Raw genomic sequence first — 17,375 nt, 5'->3', positions numbered from 1 at the left:
GCCGGGTCTCGGGGCCGCCGGTCAGGGAGCCGGGGGCGCGGAGCTCTCCAGGCGCAGCCTGACCTCCTCCTCCTGGTCGCCGGAGGCCGTGCCCACGACGCGTACCCCGAACGCCTCCGCGAGGCCCTCCCGGAGCCGGTCCACCGCGCGGTAACCACCCTGGGCGGTGACGGTCACCGGCTCACCCAGCTGGGCGGGCCCTGGCAGGCCGAGCGTGCGGGACACGTCGAAGATCGCCGTCCACACCGTCGGCCGCCCGTCGGCGGAGTCCGCCGGGACGTCGTCCGGCTCGCGGTCCGAGGCGAAGGTGGTGTGCAGCGCGGTGAGGACCACATGGGCGTCCTCCTTCGTGCAGCTGTCGAGGGTGACAGCGACCTGGGCTGACTCGTCTTGCGCCGTACTCACGAGGTGTCCTTTCGAGGGACGCGAGGGATTCGGGGGAGGGTGCCGCGATCCCGACATGCACCTGGTGAGCACTTTTCCGCTGCGAGGCGGACAAAACACCGCCTCCCGCGAATGGCCGCGCACCCGTCCGCCGGTCGGCCCCGCCACCGCGGGGGGCCCGGACCTCCGTCACAATCGGGGGATGGCCAAACGCCCCGCGCGCCGTCCCGCGCCCGCCCGTGTCCACTCCCCCGCGGCGCCCTGCCCCTGCGGGCTCGACGCCTCCTACGGCGACTGCTGCGGCGCGCTGCACCAGGGGCGGGCCGCCGCCACCACCGCGGAACAGCTGATGCGCTCGCGGTACGCCGCCTTCGCCGTCCGTGACGCGGCCTATCTGCTGCGCAGCTGGCACTCCAGCACCCGTCCGCCCGAGCTGAGCCTCGACGCCGGCATCCGCTGGACCGGGCTCGACGTCCTGGGCGGCACCGGCGGCAGCGCCTTCCACAGCGAGGGCACCGTCGAGTTCCGCGCCCACTATGTGCTGGACGGCGCGGCGGGCGACCAGTACGAGAACAGCCGGTTCACCCGTGAGGGCGGCGTGTGGGTGTACGTGGACGCGGTGCCCGAACCCGGCCGCTGAGCACCGCCCCGCCTACGCCACCGGGTTCCTAGCGTCGTACTTCACGAAACCGCGCTGGAAGAGGGCGATCAGGCTGATGGCGACGATGCAGGCGATGCCGCCGCCGACCACGGCGACGGTGGGGGTGAACAGGTCGGCGGTGGAGCCCGCGAGGAAGTCGCCGAGGCGGGGGCCGCCGACCACCACGACGAGGAAGACGCCCTGGAGGCGGCCGCGCATGTCGTCGGGGGCGGCGGACTGGAGCATGGTGTTGCGGAAGACCATGGAGACGGTGTCCGCGCAGCCCGCGAGGGCGAGGAAGACCAGGCCGAGCCAGAGCTCCCGGGTGAGGCCGAAGACGGCGACGGCGGCGCCCCAGGAGGCGACGGCCACGAGAACGGCGAAGCCCTGGCGCTGGACACGGCCGAGCCAGCCGGAGAAGACGCTGCCCAGCAGGGCCCCCGCGGCGGGCGCCGCGGCGAGCAGGCCGACGGTACGGGTGTCGCCGCCGAACCACAGACCCGCGACGGCCGGGAACAGCACCCGCGGCTGGGCCAGCACCATGGCCGCGAGGTCCGAGACAAAGGTGGTGCGCAGATTGGGGCGGGCGGCCAGATAGCGCAGGCCCTCGATGACCGAGGGGCGGCGGCGCGCCGCGCCCTCGCCCTCCCCGGGCAGCATCGCGGGCAGCCGCCACATCGCGTAGAGCGAGGCGGTGAAGGCCGCCACGTCTATCAGATAGGCCGCCTGGTATCCCCACACCCCGACCAGGACGGCGCCGAGCATGGGTCCCGCCATCTGCCCGACGCCGCCCGCGAGCGAGGCCAGCGCGTTGGCGGCGGGCAGCCGCTCGGGCGGCAGCAGCCGCGGGATCATCGAGGAGCGGGCGGGCGAGTTCATCGCGAAGCAGACCGCCTGCAGCGCGACCAGCGCGTACAGCAGCCCGACCGACCGCACATGGGCGAGCGCCGCCACCGCGAGTCCCGCGGAGATCAGCGTGGCACCGGACGAGGTCACCAGCCCGAGCCTGCGCCGGTCGACCGCGTCGGCGACCGCGCCGCCGTAGAGCCCGAAGACGATCAGCGGAACCAGGGAGCACAGGCCGACCATGCCGACGTAGAAGCTGTTGCCGGTGATCGCGTAGACCTGGAGCGAGACGGCCATGGCCGTCATCTGCTGGCCTATGTACGACACGGTGTTGCCGAACCACAGCCGGCGGAAGTCGGGGTACTCGCGCAGCGGGCTGATGTCCGCGAGAAGGCGGCCGCGACGCCTACGAGGGCCCGTTTCAGGGGGATATGACCCGGATGGCCCAGGCTGGTCGCGGCGGTCCTTCTCGGTGTTGTGCACGCGGAACGGTAGCAACCGAGCCAGGCGCGGCAACGGTCAGGGCCGCCCTCCCGGCTCCGGAGTGGAAGTGGTCACACTGCGCGCCGCGCCGAAAACCGGCTGGTGACAGCGGCATGGGCAGGCTTAGGCTGTGCGGGACGAACCGGCTCCAGGGGAAGTATCGAGCCCCCGGCGCCCGTCCCGGAACGAGTCGCCCACCTCGGCCGCTGTCCGGTTCTCCCCCGCCGCCCTCCGGGCGTGGGGGTACCCACGGCGCCACCGCGTCCGCACCGCCCGTAGGAGGACATCCCCCCGGGCGCCAGACGCAGTGACTCGGCCGCGTCAGGCGTTCCGGTCCACGCGACGCTAAGGAGTGCGCGGTGTCACCAGACAAGCTCGAGCTCAAGAGCGAAGAGACAGCAGTCGAGCGAGGCGGCGACGGCGCCGCCCTCCTGGACGAGGAACGCCCCCTGGACGTCTGGTCCCGGTGCGCACCGATCCTCCTCGCCGGATACGAGGACGACCCGTCGGAGACGCACATCCTGCGCGGCATCGACTAGTCGCCTTCCCCCTTCTGCCGCTCCATCGGTATGTCGCCATACCGGTGAACCGGTAGGCGCCGGCCCGACCGGACCCGCCCCCGCACAACCGTCCCCGGAGACCTCTCCCGGACGCGGACCGGGGGCGGGTCCGGTCCTTTCCGGCCACGGCCGCTGTCCATATCCCGGTCTCCCGGGGCGGCACGGGGTGACCTTGCGCACACGCTCGGGCCAACGCCCGCGCCCCGCACGGTGTCCGCGGCGGCGCCGGGATCGTGATGATCTCCCAGCTCAGGCGGCGTGGGTCGGCCGCATGCCGATGCCGGGCGGCCGGGCCGTCCGGAAAACCGCTCCTCGATGAAGTGAGCATGCAAACCCGCACACTGGGAAGGCGGGTTCCGACTTCGCCGATCACCGAGGAGAACAACGATGCTGATGGCCCACCCGACCGTCCTGCGGAACCTGGTGGAGCGCTACGAGACCCTGCGCGCGGCCGTGGAGACCGACGACCCCACCGACCCGGAGACCAAGACGCAACTCCGCGACACCGCTTACACCCTGTGCGTGTCCACCGGGACCCGGGAGATCGGTTCGGCTCTCGCCACCGCCCGCGAGCACATCGCGGCCCGCCCGCACCTCGCTCACGCCGCCGCGGCCGACGCCGACAGGCTCGCACAGGCCCCTGCCGCCTGAGCCGGTGACTGCCGCAACGGCGCGGCGGACCACCGGACTTCCCCCCTCCCGCTCCCCCCTCCTGCGGCCCTGGAACGCGCAACTCGCCCTATCCGCGTGCGAGTTGAAGTCCGGTCAGAAGATTCCCGGCGAATATCCATCTGTCACGGTCGGAATACCCGGGCAGGGTCAGTACGATTTTCACCGTCACCCACCGTTCCGCTCATGGGAATTTCATAGCAGTGACGGAATCTCCGCGGTGAACAGCGGGAAAGCGCAGGCCGGACGCCATATCGGGCTCCGGGCGGTAAGGCCAGCGCCCGGTCACTCCCAAGGGTGAATTCGCGGGCAGCCATGACCTGAATGGCCCTGAACGCGTTGTCTCCGGTGCGGGCACGCCGCCCGTGGGGATTTCCGGAAGGCAGGAAGCGTATGAACAGGGTTGCCCGAAAGGGACTCGTCACCGCGATGGTCGCCGGCGGCCTGCTGGCCGCGGCCGGCCACGCGGAGGCCGACTCGGCGGCACGGGGCGGGAGCGCCGGTTCGCCCGGCGTCCTGTCGGGCAACGAGGTGCAGGTGCCCGTGGACGTGCCGGTCAATGTGTGCGGCGACACGATCAGTGTGGTCGGTCTGCTCAACTCCGCGTCGGGCAACGCCTGTACGAACGCCTCGGACCACGCGGGCGTTGGCACGGCGACGGGGGCGCGGCCCGCCCGGCACGCGAGGACGACGCCTGACACCCCGTCAGGACACCTGCTGCGGGCGCTGAACGGCTCCTCGGGCTCCGGTGCGCACGCCGTGGGAAGCACCGACGGCTCGCCGGGGGTGCTGGCGGGCAACGGCCTGCGGCTGCCGGTCGACCTTCCGGTCAACCTCTCGGGGAACACCGTGGACGTGGTCGGGATCGGCAACGCCTCCAGTGGCAACACCTCGGTCAACGGCGGCACTCCGACGCCGCCGCCGCCCGCCCACACCCCCGTACCGGCGCCGCCGAACGACACCGTCGCGGCGCCGCGCCCCGGCCCCACCCTGGCGCACACCGGCGCCGACGGCCTGCCGTACACCGCGGGGGCGAGCGCCGGACTGCTGCTCGGCGGCGTACTGCTCTACCGCCGCTTCCGCCCCGGCCGCGGCTGACCGCCGCCGCGTGCCCGTACGCCGCCGTGTGCCGGTACGGGCTCGGCGTCCCCGGAGTCACCGTGGTCGTCGGCGGCGACGCGGGCCGGGCGCGCTGCCGCCGACCCGCCGCGTTCGGCGTTGAAGTGGGCGCCGATGAGCAGTGCCAGATTGGCGAACCAGAGCCACACCAGGAAGACGATGGTGCCCGCCAGCGGGCCGTAGAGCCGGTTGTAGGTGCCCATCCGCGAGGTGTAGGCGGTGAAGGCGGCCGAGGTGAGCAGCCACAGCAGTACGGCCAGCGCGCCACCGGGGGCGATCGCCCGCAGCGAGCGGCTGCCGCGCGGCCCGGAGCGGAAGAGGATCACCACCAGCACCGACGCCAGCACCAGGAGCAGCGGCCAGCGCAACGCCCGCCAGGCGACCATCATCGCCGTGTTCATGTGCGGCAGGTTCCCGATCCGGTGGGCGACCTCGCCGCTGACGACCAGGCAGGTGGCGCTGCACACCAGCAGCACCAGCAGCGTGAGGGAGGTCAGGACGATCCGGGGCGCGGTGCGCCAGGCCGGGCGCTGCTCGGTGGAGCGCAGGATGGAGTGCAGCGCGCGGCGGAAGACGGCGGCGTAGCTGCACGCCGACCAGACCGCTCCCGCCGCGCCGACCACTACCAGCGAGACGGTCGCGGACCTGTCCTGGGCCATCTCCTGGAGCGCGGACGCCACGATCGGCCGGGACTGCGCGGGCAGCACCGAGGTGACCAGGGTGGTCAGGCCGGTCTCCGACCCCCCTCCGGCCAGGCCCAGCACCGACACCGTCACCAGCAGCGCGGGGAACAGCGCGAGCACCGCGTAGTACGTGAGCGCCGCCGCGCGTTCGGTGGCGTCCTGGTCCCAGGCGGCGGCCACCGTACGGCCGAGCGCGCGCAGCAGCCCCGGTGCGGGGTCGCTCGCGGCCCTGTCCTGTGTCGTCCTCACGGCACTCCCCTGTTCGCTCGGCCGTTGTGCCGTATGCCCGGATGCGCACCACCCATGTGCGCGGCTCGCGGGTCTGCCGCACGGCCCCCCGTGGCGCCTATCGTCGGCAGCGGACGTCGGCGAGGGAGGACTCAGGCATGACACAGGAAGTCCGCGGGGTCATCGCACCGGGCAGGGGCGAGCCGGTGCGCGTCGAGACGGTGCTGGTGCCCGCTCCCGGTCCGGGCGAGGCGGTGGTCAGGGTGCAGGCGTGCGGGGTGTGCCACACCGATCTGCACTACCGCGAGGGCGCCATCAGCGACGACTTCCCCTTCCTGCTCGGCCATGAGGCCGCCGGGCTGGTGGAGGAGGTCGGCGAGGGCGTCACCGATGTGGCGCCGGGCGACTTCGTGATCCTCAACTGGCGTGCGGTGTGCGGCCGTTGCCGGGCGTGTCTGCGCGGCAGGCCCTGGTACTGCTTCGACACCCACAACGCGCGGCAGCGGATGACGCTGGCTGGCGGCACCTCCCGGACGAAGTCTGGGGGAGGGCAGGAGCTGTCGCCCGCGCTGGGCATCGGTGCCTTCGCCGAGAAGACGCTGGTGGCCGCCGGGCAGTGCACCAAGGTGGACCCGTCGGTGGCGCCTTCGGTGGCCGGGCTGCTCGGCTGCGGGGTGATGGCCGGGATCGGTGCCGCCCTCAACACCGGCTCGGTGACCCGCGGTGACTCGGTGGCGGTGATCGGCTGCGGCGGGGTCGGCGACGCGGCGATCGCCGGGTCGCGGCTGGCGGGCGCGGCCCGGATCATCGCGGTGGACATCGACGACCGCAAGCTCGCCACCGCCTCCGCGATGGGCGCCACCCACACCGTCAACTCCCGCAACCAGGACCCGGTCGAGGCCATCCGTGAGCTGACCGGCGGGTTCGGCGCCGATGTGGTGATCGAGGCGGTGGGCCGCCCGGAGACGTACCAGCAGGCCTTCTACGCCCGCGACCTGGCGGGGACCGTGGTGCTGGTCGGCGTGCCCGACCCGGCCATGCGGCTGGACCTGCCGCTGCTCGATGTCTTCGGCCGGGGCGGCGCGCTGAAGTCGTCGTGGTACGGCGACTGCCTGCCCTCACGGGACTTCCCGATGCTGATCGACCTGCACCTGCAGGGGCGGCTCGACCTCGGGGCGTTCGTCAGCGAGACGATCGCGCTGGACGAGGTCGAGGCGGCCTTCGCCCGGATGCGGGACGGTGACGTGCTGCGCTCGGTCGTGGTGATGTAGCGCCGCCGGCCAGGGCCGCCCGCCGCCCCGCGGCGCCCGCTCAGGTCCTGGACGCCAGGAGGACGGCGGCGACCGCGCGGGCGCGGTGGGCGGCCTCCGGTGTGCCCTCGCGGACCGCGGTGACGATCGCGCCGTCCACCAGCAGGGCGAACTCCTTGGCGAGGCCCGCCGGTTCCCGCACCCCGGCGTCATCGAGGATGCGGGTCAGCAGCGCGATGACGCGTTCCTTGTGGTGGGCGGCGACCTGGTGCGCGGCGCTGCCCGGGTCCGCGCTCTCGACCATGGTGTTGATGAACGCGCAGCCGCGGAAGTCGCGCTCCGCGAAGCGCTCGGCGAGGGCGTCGAAGACGGTGAGCGGGTCGCCGCCGAGGGCGGTGACCCGTGCCTCCAGCCAGGCCCGCCAGCGCGCGTCGCGGCCTTCGAGCACCGCGACGACCAGGTCGTCCTTGCCCGCGAAGTGCCGGTAGAAGGAGGCCCGTCCGACTCCGGAGTCGGTCAGGATGCGCTCCACGCCGACGGCGCGGATGCCCTCGGCGTAGAAGAGGGTCTCGGCGGTGGCGAGAAGGCGGTCACGGGCTTTGACGGGCATGCGGCCAGCGTAACCCCACTTGACAAAAAACGGTACCGGTCAGTACCGTCTCCGCAACGGAACCGATCGGTACCGTTTTTTGACAGGGGGAAGAGCCATGACGACCGCGGAACGACCCGACGCCCGCACCGAGTTGCTCGACAAGGTCCAGCGACGGCTGGGCCGGGTGCCCAACCTGTACGCGGCGATGGCGGACGCGCCGGCCGCACTCCAGGGTTACCTGGCCATGCACGAGCAGCTCGGGCACGGCGTCCTCGGCGCCCGGCTGCGCGAGCAGCTCGCGCTGCTGACCGCCCAGGAGAACGACTGCACCTACTGCGTCAGCGCGCACACCTTCCGCGGCGGAAAGATCGGCCTGACCGAGCGGGAACTCCTGGACACCCGGCAGGCGGTGGCGCAGGACCCGCACACCGCGGCGCTGCTGCGGCTCGCCCGCGACCTGATCCGCACCCGCGGCCGGATCGGCGACGACACCCGTAAGGCGCTGGCCGACGCGGGCGTCACCGACCAGGAGGCGGGCGAGGTCGTCGCCCATGTCGCGCTCAACACGCTGTCGAACTACTACAACCACCTGGCTCGCCCCGAGCTGGACTTCCCGGAGGTGCAGGCATGAACAGCCAGGCTCGTATCGCGTCGGTCGAACTGGTCGCGGGCTACGACGTGGTGGCCGCCGACGGCAGCCGCGTCTCCAGCGTCCCGCAGGCCCGGGTCACCTTCAACGGCGGCTTCGCGCTGCTGGAGATCCCCGGCACCGACACCGTCCAGGTGGTGTCCGCTCCCGGTGTCCGGCTGATCACCTTCGCGGCGGACGAAGCGTAGCCGGGGGATGGACGAGGGGGAGCGGACGGCGCATAGGGTGTACGCGGACGGGTGGGCAAGGGTGCCCACGCGGCGTCCACACACCTGAACAGCGACGACGTGACTGCGAGGAGCCTTCGATGGCCCTGCCGCAAGGCACGCTCAGCCACCGCTACCGTGGCGAGCATCCCGTCCGCACCCTCCTCTACCTCTTCGAGCCCGACCGGCGCCGTGTCGCCCTGGCCGTGGCCGCCTTCTTCGGCAAGCACACCCCGGTGTGGCTGCTGCCGCTGATCACCGCCAACGTCGTCGACGTCGTCGTCCAGCACCGCCCGATATCCGTCCTGTGGTGGAACTCGGCCGTCCTGCTGGTGATCCTGGTGCTCAACCTGCCGCTCCACCTGGCGTACGTCCGCTGCATGCAGGGCTCCATCCGCCGCACCGGCACCCGGCTGCGTACCGCGCTGTGCCACCGGATGCAGCAGCTCTCGATCGGATACCACTCACGGGTCAGCGCGGGTGTGCTGCAGGCCAAGGTGATCCGCGACGTGGAGAGCATCGAGACCGCGGCGCAGCAGACCGCGGACAACGGTCTGGCCGCGATCGCCACCCTCAGCGGCGGGCTGGTGGTGATCGGCCTCCAGGCGCCCGCCTTCCTGCCGGTCTTCCTGGTCGTGGTGCCCGCCTCCGCGCTGCTCGTGGTCAAGTTGCGGCAGCGGCTGCGCGAGCGCAACGAGTCCTTCCGCCAGCAGGTCGAGCAACTGTCCTCGCGGGTCAGCGAGATGACCACGTTGATCCCGATCACCCGCGCCCACGGCCTGGAGGACACCGCGCTGCACCGGGTGGACCGCACCCTGGGCGAGGTGCTGCACGCCGGACTGCGGCTCGACCGGCTCAACGGCTGGTTCGGCTCGATCGCCTGGATCCTGCTCAACGCCATCGGGGTGGCCTGCCTGTCGGGCTCCGCCCTGGTGGCGTACTACGGCTGGCTGAACGTCACACCCGGCACCGTGGTGATGCTCAGCGCCTACTTCTCCAGCCTCACCGGCTCGGTCACCACCCTGCTCACCCTCACCCCGCAGATCGGCAAGGGCCTGGAGTCGGTCCGCTCCATCGGCGAGGTGCTCCAGGCGCCCGACCTGGAGCAGAACGACGGCAAGGCCCATGTCACGGGTGTGGTCGGCCGCTTCGAGTTCCGCGGCGTCGGCCTGACCTATCCCGAGAGCGACCGCCCGTCGCTGGACGGCTTCGACCTCGACGTCCGGCCGGGCGAGACGATCGCCCTGGTCGGCGGCTCCGGCGCGGGCAAGTCGACGGTGCTCAACCTGGTGATCGGCTTCCTGCGGCCCACCAGCGGCCAGATCCTGCTGGACGGGGCCGACATGGAGACGCTCGACCTGCGCGACTACCGCAACTGGCTGTCCGTGGTGCCGCAGGAGTCGATCCTCTTCGAGGGCACCATCGGCGAGAACGTCACCTACGGCATGCACGACGTGCCGGAGGAGGCCGTCAGGTCCGCGCTGCGCGACGCCAACGCGCTGGAGTTCATCGACCGGTTGCCGCAGGGCCTCGACACCGTCGTCGGCGAGCGGGGCGCGCGGCTGTCGGGTGGCCAGAAGCAGCGGCTGGCGATCGCCCGCGCCCTCATCCGCGACCCCCGGGTGCTCGTCCTCGACGAGGCGACGTCCGCGCTCGACTCCCGCTCCGAGGCGCTCGTCCAGCAGGCCCTCACCCGCCTTGTCCGCGGCCGCACCGTCTTCGTCGTCGCCCACCGGCTCTCCACGATCCGCAACGCCGACCGCATCGTCGTCCTTGCGGACGGCCACATCGCGGAGATCGGCTCCCACTCCGACCTCCTCCGCCACGGCGGCGCCTACGCGGGCCTCCAGGCCGCCCAACTCGCCTAGACGGCGCCCACGTAGGACGTGCCCCGAAGGGGCGCGGGGAAGCGCGCTGCCCTTGCGGAAGAGGCCGAGCCCCGTAGGGGCGCGGGGAACTGCGCGCTCAGCCAGCGTGCTGCTGCACGTCACCACCGGCCCCAGAGGGGCAGATCGGTTGTCTCCCGACCACCGGGCCGGTGGGGGCTGGTCGCGCAGTTCCCCGCGCCCCTTCGGGGCTAGGTCCTCAGGCTGAGAGGGCTGCCGAGACGATGGACTGGGCCTCTTCCTGGACCCGGGCGAGATGGCCTTCGCCGAGAAAGGACTCGGCGTAGATCTTGTAGACGTCCTCCGTGCCGGAGGGGCGGGCGGCGAACCAGGCGTGGGGGGTGGAGACCTTGATGCCGCCGAGCGGGGCGCCGTTGCCGGGGGCGTGGGTGAGGACGGAGGTGACGGCCTCGCCGGCGAGCTCGGCGGCGGGCACCTGATCCGGGGAGAGCCGTCCGAGGACGGCCTTCTGCTCGGGGGTGGCGGCCGCGTCGATCCGGGCATAGGCGGGCGCGCCGAACCGGGCGGTCAGGTCCGCGTAGAGCTGGGAGGGCGAGCGGCCGGTGACGGCGAGGATCTCGGAGGCGAGCAGGGCCAGCAGGATGCCGTCCTTGTCGGTGGTCCACACCGACCCGTCGCGGCGCAGGAAGGACGCGCCCGCGGACTCCTCACCGCCGAAGGCGAGCGTGCCGCCGAGCAGTCCGTCGACGAACCACTTGAAGCCGACCGGCACTTCGGTCAGCGTCCTGCCGAGATCGGCGACCACCTTGTCGATCATCGACGACGACACCAGCGTCTTGCCGATCGCCAGGTCCGGGCGCCACTGCTCGCGGTGCCCGGCCAGATAGGAGATCGCCACCGCCAGATAGTGGTTGGGGTTCATCAGCCCGCCGTCGGGCGTGACGATGCCGTGCCGGTCGGCGTCCGCGTCGTTGCCGGTGGCGATCGCGTACTCGTCCTTGCGCGCGATCAGCGACGCCATCGCGTACGGCGACGAGCAGTCCATCCGGATCTTGCCGTCCCAGTCGAGCGTCATGAAGCGCCAGGTGGGGTCGGCGACCGGGTTGACCACGGTGAGGTCGAGGCGGTGGGTCTCGGCGATCCGGCCCCAGTAGGCCACCGACGCGCCGCCGAGCGGGTCCGCGCCGATGCGGACGCCCGCCGCGCGGACCGCGTCCAGGTCGAGCACGGACGGCAGGTCGTCGACGTAGCGGCCGAGGAAGTCGTACCGGCCGGTGGTGCCGGCGGCGAGCGCGCGGGCGTACGGGACGCGGCGGACGCCCTTGAGGCCGTCGGTGATCAGCGCGTTGGCCCGGTCCTGGATCCAGCCGGTGGCGTCCGAGGCCGCCGGGCCGCCGGTCGGCGGGTTGTACTTGAAGCCGCCGTCGGCGGGCGGGTTGTGCGACGGGGTGACCACCACGCCGTCGGCGAGGCCGGACGTACGGCCGCGGTTGTACGCCAGCACCGCGTGCGAGACGGCGGGCGTCGGGGTCCAGCCGTCACCCTCGTCGATCAGCACGGTCACGTCGTTGGCGGCGAACACCTCCAGCGCGGTGACCCGGGCGGGCTCGGACAGCGCGTGGGTGTCGGCGCCGAGGAAGAGCGGGCCGTCGGTGCCCTGCTCCGCGCGGTACTCGCAGATCGCCTGGCTGGTGGCCGCGATGTGGTCCTCGTTGAACGCGGTGTTCAGCGAGGACCCGCGGTGCCCCGAGGTGCCGAACGCCACCCGCTGCCCGGTCTCCCCCGGGTCCGGGTGCAAGGAGTAGTAGGCCGTGATCAGACGGGGTACGTCCACCAGGTCGTCCGGCCGGGCCGGTGTCCCGGCTCGCTCGTGCGGCATCCGCGTCTCCTTCGCTGCGTCCTGCGGGTGTCTGGTGCGGTCCTGCCCTGCCCGGCCATTCTCACGCGTCGGCGGCCGTCGGCGCAGCGGCGTGCCGAGGGGTGGACGGGGTGTCGCCCCGCGAAGGGGACGGGACGTCAGCGGACGGCGTGTCAGCGGAGGCGGAGGGGGTCTGCGACCGGAAGGTGTGGCCGAGTTCGCCGCCGAGGCCGAAGTAGTGCCGGAAGTTGTAGATCAGCGGGTGCCAGCGCCCCGGGTCGATGTGCTGGGTGCCGGGGACGACGATGTCCGCGTCGGCGTGCACCCGCACCACCTCGGCCTCGATGACGAGGAAGTCGCCGTTCGCGGAGGGCGCCACCCGTACCGCCCGGGCCTCCAGTTGCAGCGGGCACTCGGCGACGCGGGGCGGGGCGACCAGCTCCGAGGGCTGCGGGGTGAGACCCGCGGCGCCGAACTTGTCCCGCTCGGTCCTGAAGACCGGCCGCTTCTCCGCGGGCACCGGGTCGCGGCCGGTCAGCGGGGCCAGCCTCTCCACGGCTGTCCACTGCCGGGCGGCGGGCAGGTTGATCACCAGCTCGGGGCGTACGCCCAGGTTGACGGCCGTCTGGCCCTCGGCGCCGAGGCCGAGCACGACGGTGTCGCCGAGCGCCCAGGCCGACGACATCGGGGCCAGATTGGGCGTGCCGTCCTCGTTCAGCGTCGAGAGCAGGGCGACGGGCGTGCCGAAGTAGAGGATGCTGGGAGTGATCGGCAGATGGGCGGTCGGTGTCAGGCATGCGGCGGCGGTGTCCATGCCCCCGACGCTAGGGTGGAGACGCTTCGGCGGGCACCGAAACGTGGTGCCGCCGCCACGGGAGGCATGCGATGACGACCACGGCGGAGCAGCCCGCGACGGAGGGCGTACGGCTCTCCTCCGCCACGGGGCGGTGGGTACTGGCCTGCTCGGTGCTCGGCTCGGGCATGGCGATGCTGGACGGCACGGTCGTCAACATCGCGCTCCCCCGGATCGGCGAGGACCTGGGCGCGACCCTGGCCACCCTGCAGTGGACCGTCAACGGCTATCTGCTCACGCTGGCCGGGCTGATCCTGCTCGGCGGCGGGCTCGGCGACCGCTACGGGCGGCGCAAGGTCTTCGTCATCGGGGTGATCTGGTTCGCGCTGGCCTCCGCCCTGTGCGGCGCCGCGCAGAACGGCGGGATGCTGATCGCGGCCCGCGCGCTCCAGGGGGTGGGCGGCGCGTTGCTGACGCCGGGGTCGCTGGCGCTGGTGCAGTCCACCTTCCGGCCGGAGGACCGGGCGAAGGCGGTCGGCGCGTGGTCGGGTCTCGGCGGGGTGGCGGGCGCCGTCGGGCCGTTCCTCGGCGGCTATCTGGTGGACGGCCCCGGCTGGCGGTGGATCTTCCTGGTCAACGTGCCGGTCGCGGCGGTCGTGGTGGCCATCGCGGTACGGCATGTGCCCGAGAGCCGGGACCGCAACGCGTCCGGCAGCTTCGACGTCCGGGGCGCCGTACTGGCCGCGCTGTGTCTGGCGGGCATCACGTACGCCCTGATCTCCGCCTCGGCCGATCCGTCGTGGCTGTCGGTCGCCGTGCCCGCGGTGGCGGGTGTGGCGTGCGGCGTGGCGTTCCTGCGGACCGAGCGCGAGCGGGAGCACCCGATGCTGCCGCTGTCGATCTTCTCCTCCCGCCTGTTCACCTCGATGAACGTGGTGACGGTCTGCCTGTACGCGGCGATCGGCGGGGTGTTCTTCGTGCTGCCGGTGCAGCTGCAGATCGCCGCCGGGTACAGCGCGGTACGGGCGGGCCTGGCGACGCTGCCGGTCACCGTGCTGATGCTGCTGCTGTCGGCGCCCGCGGGCGGTCTGGCCCAGCGGATCGGGCCGCGGCTGCCGCTGACGCTGGGGCCGCTGCTCACCGCGGCCGGGCTGCTGCTGCTCACCCGGGTCGGCCCCGGCTCCTCGTCGTACGTGGTGGACGTGCTGCCCGCCGTGATGGTGCAGGGCCTGGGGATGGCGCTGTTCGTGGCGCCGCTGACCGCGACCGTGCTGGCCTCGGTGGAGGTCGACCACGCAGGGATCGCCAGCGGCGTCAACAACGCGGCCGCCCGTGTCGCCCAGCTGCTGATCGTGGCCGCGCTGCCGCTGGCGGTGGGCCTGTCCGACCAGGCGTACCGTTCGCCGCACCAGCTCGACGCGGCCTTCGGCAAGGCGATGGTCATCTGCGCCGGGCTGTGCGGGCTGGCCGCGCTGCTCGCCTTCCTGCTGGTGCCGCCGATGGCGCTGAGCGAGGAGGAGGAGAAGCACCCCTGTGCCCAGCCGGAGTGCCGGGCGAACTGCGGGTTCTCCGCCCCGCCGCTGGAGCCGGGCCCGGGCGAGGCCCGGGTCTGACGGCAGCCGTCGCGAGGCCGCCGGGCTACGGCTGCTCCGGCTCCGTCAGCAGCAGTTCCAGTACCGGCAGCGCCGCGAGCAGCGCCTGGCTCTGCGCGTCGGTGAGCCGGGACATCCGGCGGGCGAGCAGCTCCGAGCGCTCCCGGCGGATCCGCCCGAGCAGTTCGCGGCCCTCGGGCGTGATCTCGACCAGCATCGAGCGGCCGTCGGACGGGTCGGGCTCCTTGCGGATCAGCCCGGCGGCGGCCAGCGGGCGCGCGGTGCGGGTCAGCGACGGCACCGCGACCCGTTCGTGCGCGGCCAGCTCCCCCATCCGCAGCGGACCGTACTCCTCCGTCCTGGCCAGGGCGGAGAGCTGGGCCATGGTGAGGTCGCGGGCCTCCCCCGACGCCTGCGCCATCTGCCGGTACAGCCGGGCCACCACCAGCCGCAGCCGGGCGACGGCGGCCTGGTCGGGCAGGTGCGGCGGGGACTGGTCCCGCGCGGGCGGCGCGCCGTCGGTGTCGGTCATGGCGGTGCGCCCTCCTCGTACGGTCCAGGTCAGTTCTTCGCGGCGCGGGCCGCTCGGCCGCGGATCAGCGAAGCACCGGCCGCGACCAAGGACATCACGATCGCCAGGGCGAACACCACGACCAGGCCGTCATGGAACGGCCCGGAGATGAGGTGCGGGAAGAACTCGCGCCCGGTGAGGGTGTGCGCGTTCGACGCCGGGAGCTGGCCGAGCAGGTGCGGGCCCAGGAGTTGCTGGATCGGGTTGTAGCCGAGGAAGGCCGCGAAGAGGGTGCCGACCGGAGGCAGGCCCGCGATGGCGTGCGCGTTGGCGGCGGGGACGCCCTGCGCGGTGAGACCGGAGCTGAGGGTGCCCGGCAGCGACCCGGCGAGCCCGGCCACCATGAGGGAGAAGAAGACGCCGATGGACAGCACCATGCCGGCGTTCTGGAAGGTCGCCCGCATCCCGGAGGCGGCGCCGCGGGACTCGGGGGGCACGCTCGCCATGATGATCGAGGTGTTGGGCGCGGCGAACAGGCCGCCGCCGAGGCCGTTGAGGAAGACCAGGAAGGCGAAGAGCGGGTAGCCGAAGTCGGTGGGGAGCAGCAGCAGGCCGCCGAAGGACAGCGCCATCACCACGAAGCCCGCGGCGGCGAACAGCCGGGCGCCGTAGCGGTCGGACAGGTATCCGGCGACGGGGCCCGCGGCGAGGAAGCCGATGGTGAGCGGGATGAGGTAGATGCCCGCCCACAGCGGGGTGTCGGCGTAGTCGTAGCCGTGCAGCGGCAGCCAGATGCCCTGGAGCCAGATGATGAGCATGAATTGCAGGCCGCCGCGGGCGATCGAGCCGAGCAGGGTGGCCGCGTTGCCGCCGGCGAAGACGGGGTTCCGGAAGAGCGAGAGCGGGAACATCGGCTCGGCGACCCGCGACTCGACCAGGCAGAACACGCCGAGCGTCGCGGCTCCGCCGAGCAGCCCGGCCAGCACCCAGGGGTTGGTCCAGCCCATGGTGTGGCCGCCGTAGGGCTGGATGCCGTAGGTGATGCCCGCCAGCAGTGCGGTCAGGCCCACGGCGAAGGTGATGTTGCCCCACCAGTCCATCTTGGCGGGGCGGCGGACGCCCGTCTCGTGCAGGGAGCGGTAGGCCCAGACGGTGCCGATCAGGCCGATGGGCACGTTGACCCAGAAGATGGAGCGCCAGTTCCACTCGGCGAGGAGGCCGCCGAGGACAAGGCCGATGAAGGAGCCCGCGATACCGGCCACCATGTTCACGCCGAGCGCCATGCCGCGCTGCCTGGCCGGGAAGGCGTCGGTGATGATCGCGGCCGAGTTGGCCATCAGCATGGAACCGCCGACGGCCTGGGCGACGCGCCAGCCGATCAGCCAGAGCGCGCCGCCCCCGCCGTGCAGCGGGTCGACGGAGAGGATCACCGAGGTGACGGTGAAGATCAGGAAGCCCGCGTTGTAGATCCTGACCCGGCCGAAGATGTCGCCGAGGCGGCCGAGGGTGACCACCAGCACCGCGGTGACCAGCATGTAGCCCATCAGCATCCACAGCAGGTAGCTGACGTTGCCGGGCTGCAGCGGGTCGAGGCGGATGCCGTTGAAGATGGCGGGGAGCGAGATGAGCACGATCGAGGAGTTGATCGTGGCGATCAGCGTGCCGAGGGTGGTGTTCGACAGCGCCACCCACTTGTAGTGCGGATGGTCGGCCGCCAACCGCGGCGTCCGCCGCTGTATTCGCCTGGTCGCGTCTTCGGTCGCCAACGCTCACACCCCACCGTCGAGCAGTTAATTAACTTAGGTTAAGTAACTCTAGCATCGGTAGGTGAACGGCCGGAGGCGGCCGTTCCTCATCGGCCCCATCCGCCGCTCACCTGCGGCGGCGCAGCAGCAGTCCGCGCAGGAAGGCGGCCTGTCCGGCGTGCTGGAGGTCGTCGGAGATGACACTGATCAGGCGGACACCGAGGGTGACCGGCGGGTTCCACCGCTCGTCGACGATCCGGTCCAGGTCGGCGTCGGTCAGACCGCGGACGAACTCCACGGTGTGCTCGTGGACGGCGTCGTAGTAGCCGGTCAGCAGCGCCGGGGTGTCGACGCGGACCGCGGCCACCTCCTGGGGTGTGTCGCCGTAGCCGGTCGCCCCGTCGGCGAAGGGCAGCCCGAAGCGGCCCTTCCAGCCCGCGCCGGTCCAGATCTGCTCGGTCCCGGTCACCTCGGCGACATGGTCGTCCTGGACCCGGGTGAGGTGCCAGACCAGCCAGGCCACCGAGTTCGCGCCGTCGTCGAGGCGTTCGGCCAGTTCCTCGGCGCTGAGTCCGGCCACGGCGGCGTGGACGGTCTCCTGTACCCGGCTGAAGCCGTCGCCCAGCAGTTCGGCGGTGTTCATCGCGCTCTCCTCACACATGGTCCGGCAGATGCACGGCATTCTGCCCAGCGCGCCGCCGGATCGCCGCACCGCCGGGC

Annotated in this window: 18 protein-coding genes; 9 read left to right on the top strand and 9 right to left on the bottom strand. The window is 72.5% G+C overall.

Features of this window, described 5'->3' with window-relative positions:
- Positions 1-21 precede the first annotated feature (21 nt).
- On the bottom strand, positions 22-405 hold the full coding sequence (locus tag AB0M29_RS30045) for a hypothetical protein (RefSeq protein ID WP_365388266.1): 384 nt from the start codon (positions 403-405) through the stop codon (positions 22-24).
- A gap of 181 nt (positions 406-586) precedes the next feature.
- Between AB0M29_RS30045 and AB0M29_RS30040 the strand changes: the two genes are divergently transcribed.
- Positions 587-1,024: a YchJ family metal-binding protein gene (locus tag AB0M29_RS30040; RefSeq protein ID WP_365388264.1), complete on the top strand. Its 438-nt coding sequence runs from the start codon at positions 587-589 to the stop codon at positions 1,022-1,024.
- A 12-nt stretch (positions 1,025-1,036) separates the two neighbouring features.
- Here AB0M29_RS30040 and AB0M29_RS30035 read toward each other — a convergent pair whose 3' ends face one another.
- Entirely contained in the window at positions 1,037-2,251 is a 1,215-nt protein-coding gene (locus AB0M29_RS30035; RefSeq protein WP_365388295.1) for an MFS transporter, read from the bottom strand.
- Between the two features lie 461 nt (positions 2,252-2,712).
- Between AB0M29_RS30035 and AB0M29_RS30030 the strand changes: the two genes are divergently transcribed.
- From AB0M29_RS30030 to AB0M29_RS30020, 3 genes are all read left to right on the top strand, one after another.
- The gene (locus AB0M29_RS30030; RefSeq protein WP_365388262.1) at positions 2,713-2,892 is read left to right on the top strand and encodes a hypothetical protein; all 180 of its coding nucleotides are present in this window, start codon (positions 2,713-2,715) and stop codon (positions 2,890-2,892) included.
- A 408-nt stretch (positions 2,893-3,300) separates the two neighbouring features.
- A complete protein-coding gene (locus AB0M29_RS30025) occupies positions 3,301-3,564 on the top strand; it encodes a DUF5133 domain-containing protein (protein WP_365388259.1) in 264 nt (87 codons plus the stop codon).
- Between the two features lie 411 nt (positions 3,565-3,975).
- Entirely contained in the window at positions 3,976-4,680 is a 705-nt protein-coding gene (locus AB0M29_RS30020; protein WP_365388257.1) for a chaplin, read from the top strand.
- Here AB0M29_RS30020 and AB0M29_RS30015 read toward each other — a convergent pair.
- The gene (locus tag AB0M29_RS30015) at positions 4,650-5,633 is read right to left on the bottom strand and encodes a YihY/virulence factor BrkB family protein (protein ID WP_365388256.1); all 984 of its coding nucleotides are present in this window, start codon (positions 5,631-5,633) and stop codon (positions 4,650-4,652) included. The genes AB0M29_RS30020 and AB0M29_RS30015 overlap by 31 nt on opposite strands.
- 137 nt (positions 5,634-5,770) lie before the next feature.
- On the opposite strand from AB0M29_RS30015, the gene AB0M29_RS30010 reads away from it, so the two are divergent.
- The gene (locus tag AB0M29_RS30010) at positions 5,771-6,883 is read left to right on the top strand and encodes an S-(hydroxymethyl)mycothiol dehydrogenase (RefSeq protein ID WP_365388254.1); all 1,113 of its coding nucleotides are present in this window, start codon (positions 5,771-5,773) and stop codon (positions 6,881-6,883) included.
- Between the two features lie 40 nt (positions 6,884-6,923).
- Here the strand turns inward: AB0M29_RS30010 and AB0M29_RS30005 are convergent, their stop codons facing one another.
- Entirely contained in the window at positions 6,924-7,472 is a 549-nt protein-coding gene (locus AB0M29_RS30005; RefSeq protein WP_365388251.1) for a TetR/AcrR family transcriptional regulator, read from the bottom strand.
- 97 nt (positions 7,473-7,569) lie between these two features.
- On the opposite strand from AB0M29_RS30005, the gene AB0M29_RS30000 reads away from it, so the two are divergent.
- From AB0M29_RS30000 to AB0M29_RS29990, 3 genes are all read left to right on the top strand, one after another.
- Complete coding sequence (locus AB0M29_RS30000) at positions 7,570-8,085, top strand: carboxymuconolactone decarboxylase family protein (RefSeq protein ID WP_365388249.1); 516 nt, start codon at positions 7,570-7,572, stop codon at positions 8,083-8,085.
- Entirely contained in the window at positions 8,082-8,291 is a 210-nt protein-coding gene (locus AB0M29_RS29995) for a hypothetical protein (RefSeq protein ID WP_365388247.1), read from the top strand. Before AB0M29_RS30000 ends, AB0M29_RS29995 begins: the two co-directional genes overlap by 4 nt.
- A 119-nt stretch (positions 8,292-8,410) precedes the next feature.
- On the top strand, positions 8,411-10,177 hold the full coding sequence (locus AB0M29_RS29990; protein WP_365388245.1) for an ABC transporter ATP-binding protein: 1,767 nt from the start codon (positions 8,411-8,413) through the stop codon (positions 10,175-10,177).
- Between the two features lie 217 nt (positions 10,178-10,394).
- On the opposite strand, the gene pgm is transcribed toward AB0M29_RS29990, so the two are convergent.
- Entirely contained in the window at positions 10,395-12,035 is a 1,641-nt protein-coding gene (gene pgm / locus AB0M29_RS29985; RefSeq protein WP_365388242.1) for a phosphoglucomutase (alpha-D-glucose-1,6-bisphosphate-dependent), read from the bottom strand.
- A gap of 61 nt (positions 12,036-12,096) precedes the next feature.
- Positions 12,097-12,828, bottom strand: coding sequence for a flavin reductase family protein (locus AB0M29_RS29980; protein WP_365388240.1), 732 nt, complete (start codon positions 12,826-12,828; stop codon positions 12,097-12,099).
- 71 nt (positions 12,829-12,899) lie between these two features.
- On the opposite strand from AB0M29_RS29980, the gene AB0M29_RS29975 reads away from it, so the two are divergent.
- A complete protein-coding gene (locus tag AB0M29_RS29975; protein WP_365388238.1) occupies positions 12,900-14,420 on the top strand; it encodes an MFS transporter in 1,521 nt (506 codons plus the stop codon).
- Positions 14,421-14,445: 25 nt separating this feature from the next.
- On the opposite strand, the gene AB0M29_RS29970 is transcribed toward AB0M29_RS29975, so the two are convergent.
- The 3 genes from AB0M29_RS29970 to AB0M29_RS29960 all read right to left on the bottom strand — a co-directional run bounded on the left by AB0M29_RS29970 (position 14,446) and on the right by AB0M29_RS29960 (position 17,298).
- A complete protein-coding gene (locus AB0M29_RS29970; protein ID WP_365388235.1) occupies positions 14,446-14,931 on the bottom strand; it encodes a MarR family transcriptional regulator in 486 nt (161 codons plus the stop codon).
- Between the two features lie 29 nt (positions 14,932-14,960).
- On the bottom strand, positions 14,961-16,649 hold the full coding sequence (locus AB0M29_RS29965; RefSeq protein WP_365388292.1) for an MFS transporter: 1,689 nt from the start codon (positions 16,647-16,649) through the stop codon (positions 14,961-14,963).
- 133 nt (positions 16,650-16,782) lie between these two features.
- On the bottom strand, positions 16,783-17,298 hold the full coding sequence (locus tag AB0M29_RS29960) for a DUF664 domain-containing protein (protein WP_365388233.1): 516 nt from the start codon (positions 17,296-17,298) through the stop codon (positions 16,783-16,785).
- Positions 17,299-17,375: the final 77 nt, after the last annotated feature.

Source organism: Streptomyces sp. NPDC051976, from assembly GCF_040680795.1.
Taxonomy (GTDB): Bacteria; Actinomycetota; Actinomycetes; order Streptomycetales; family Streptomycetaceae; genus Actinacidiphila.
This window is presented reverse-complemented; position numbering and strand designations above follow the sequence as displayed.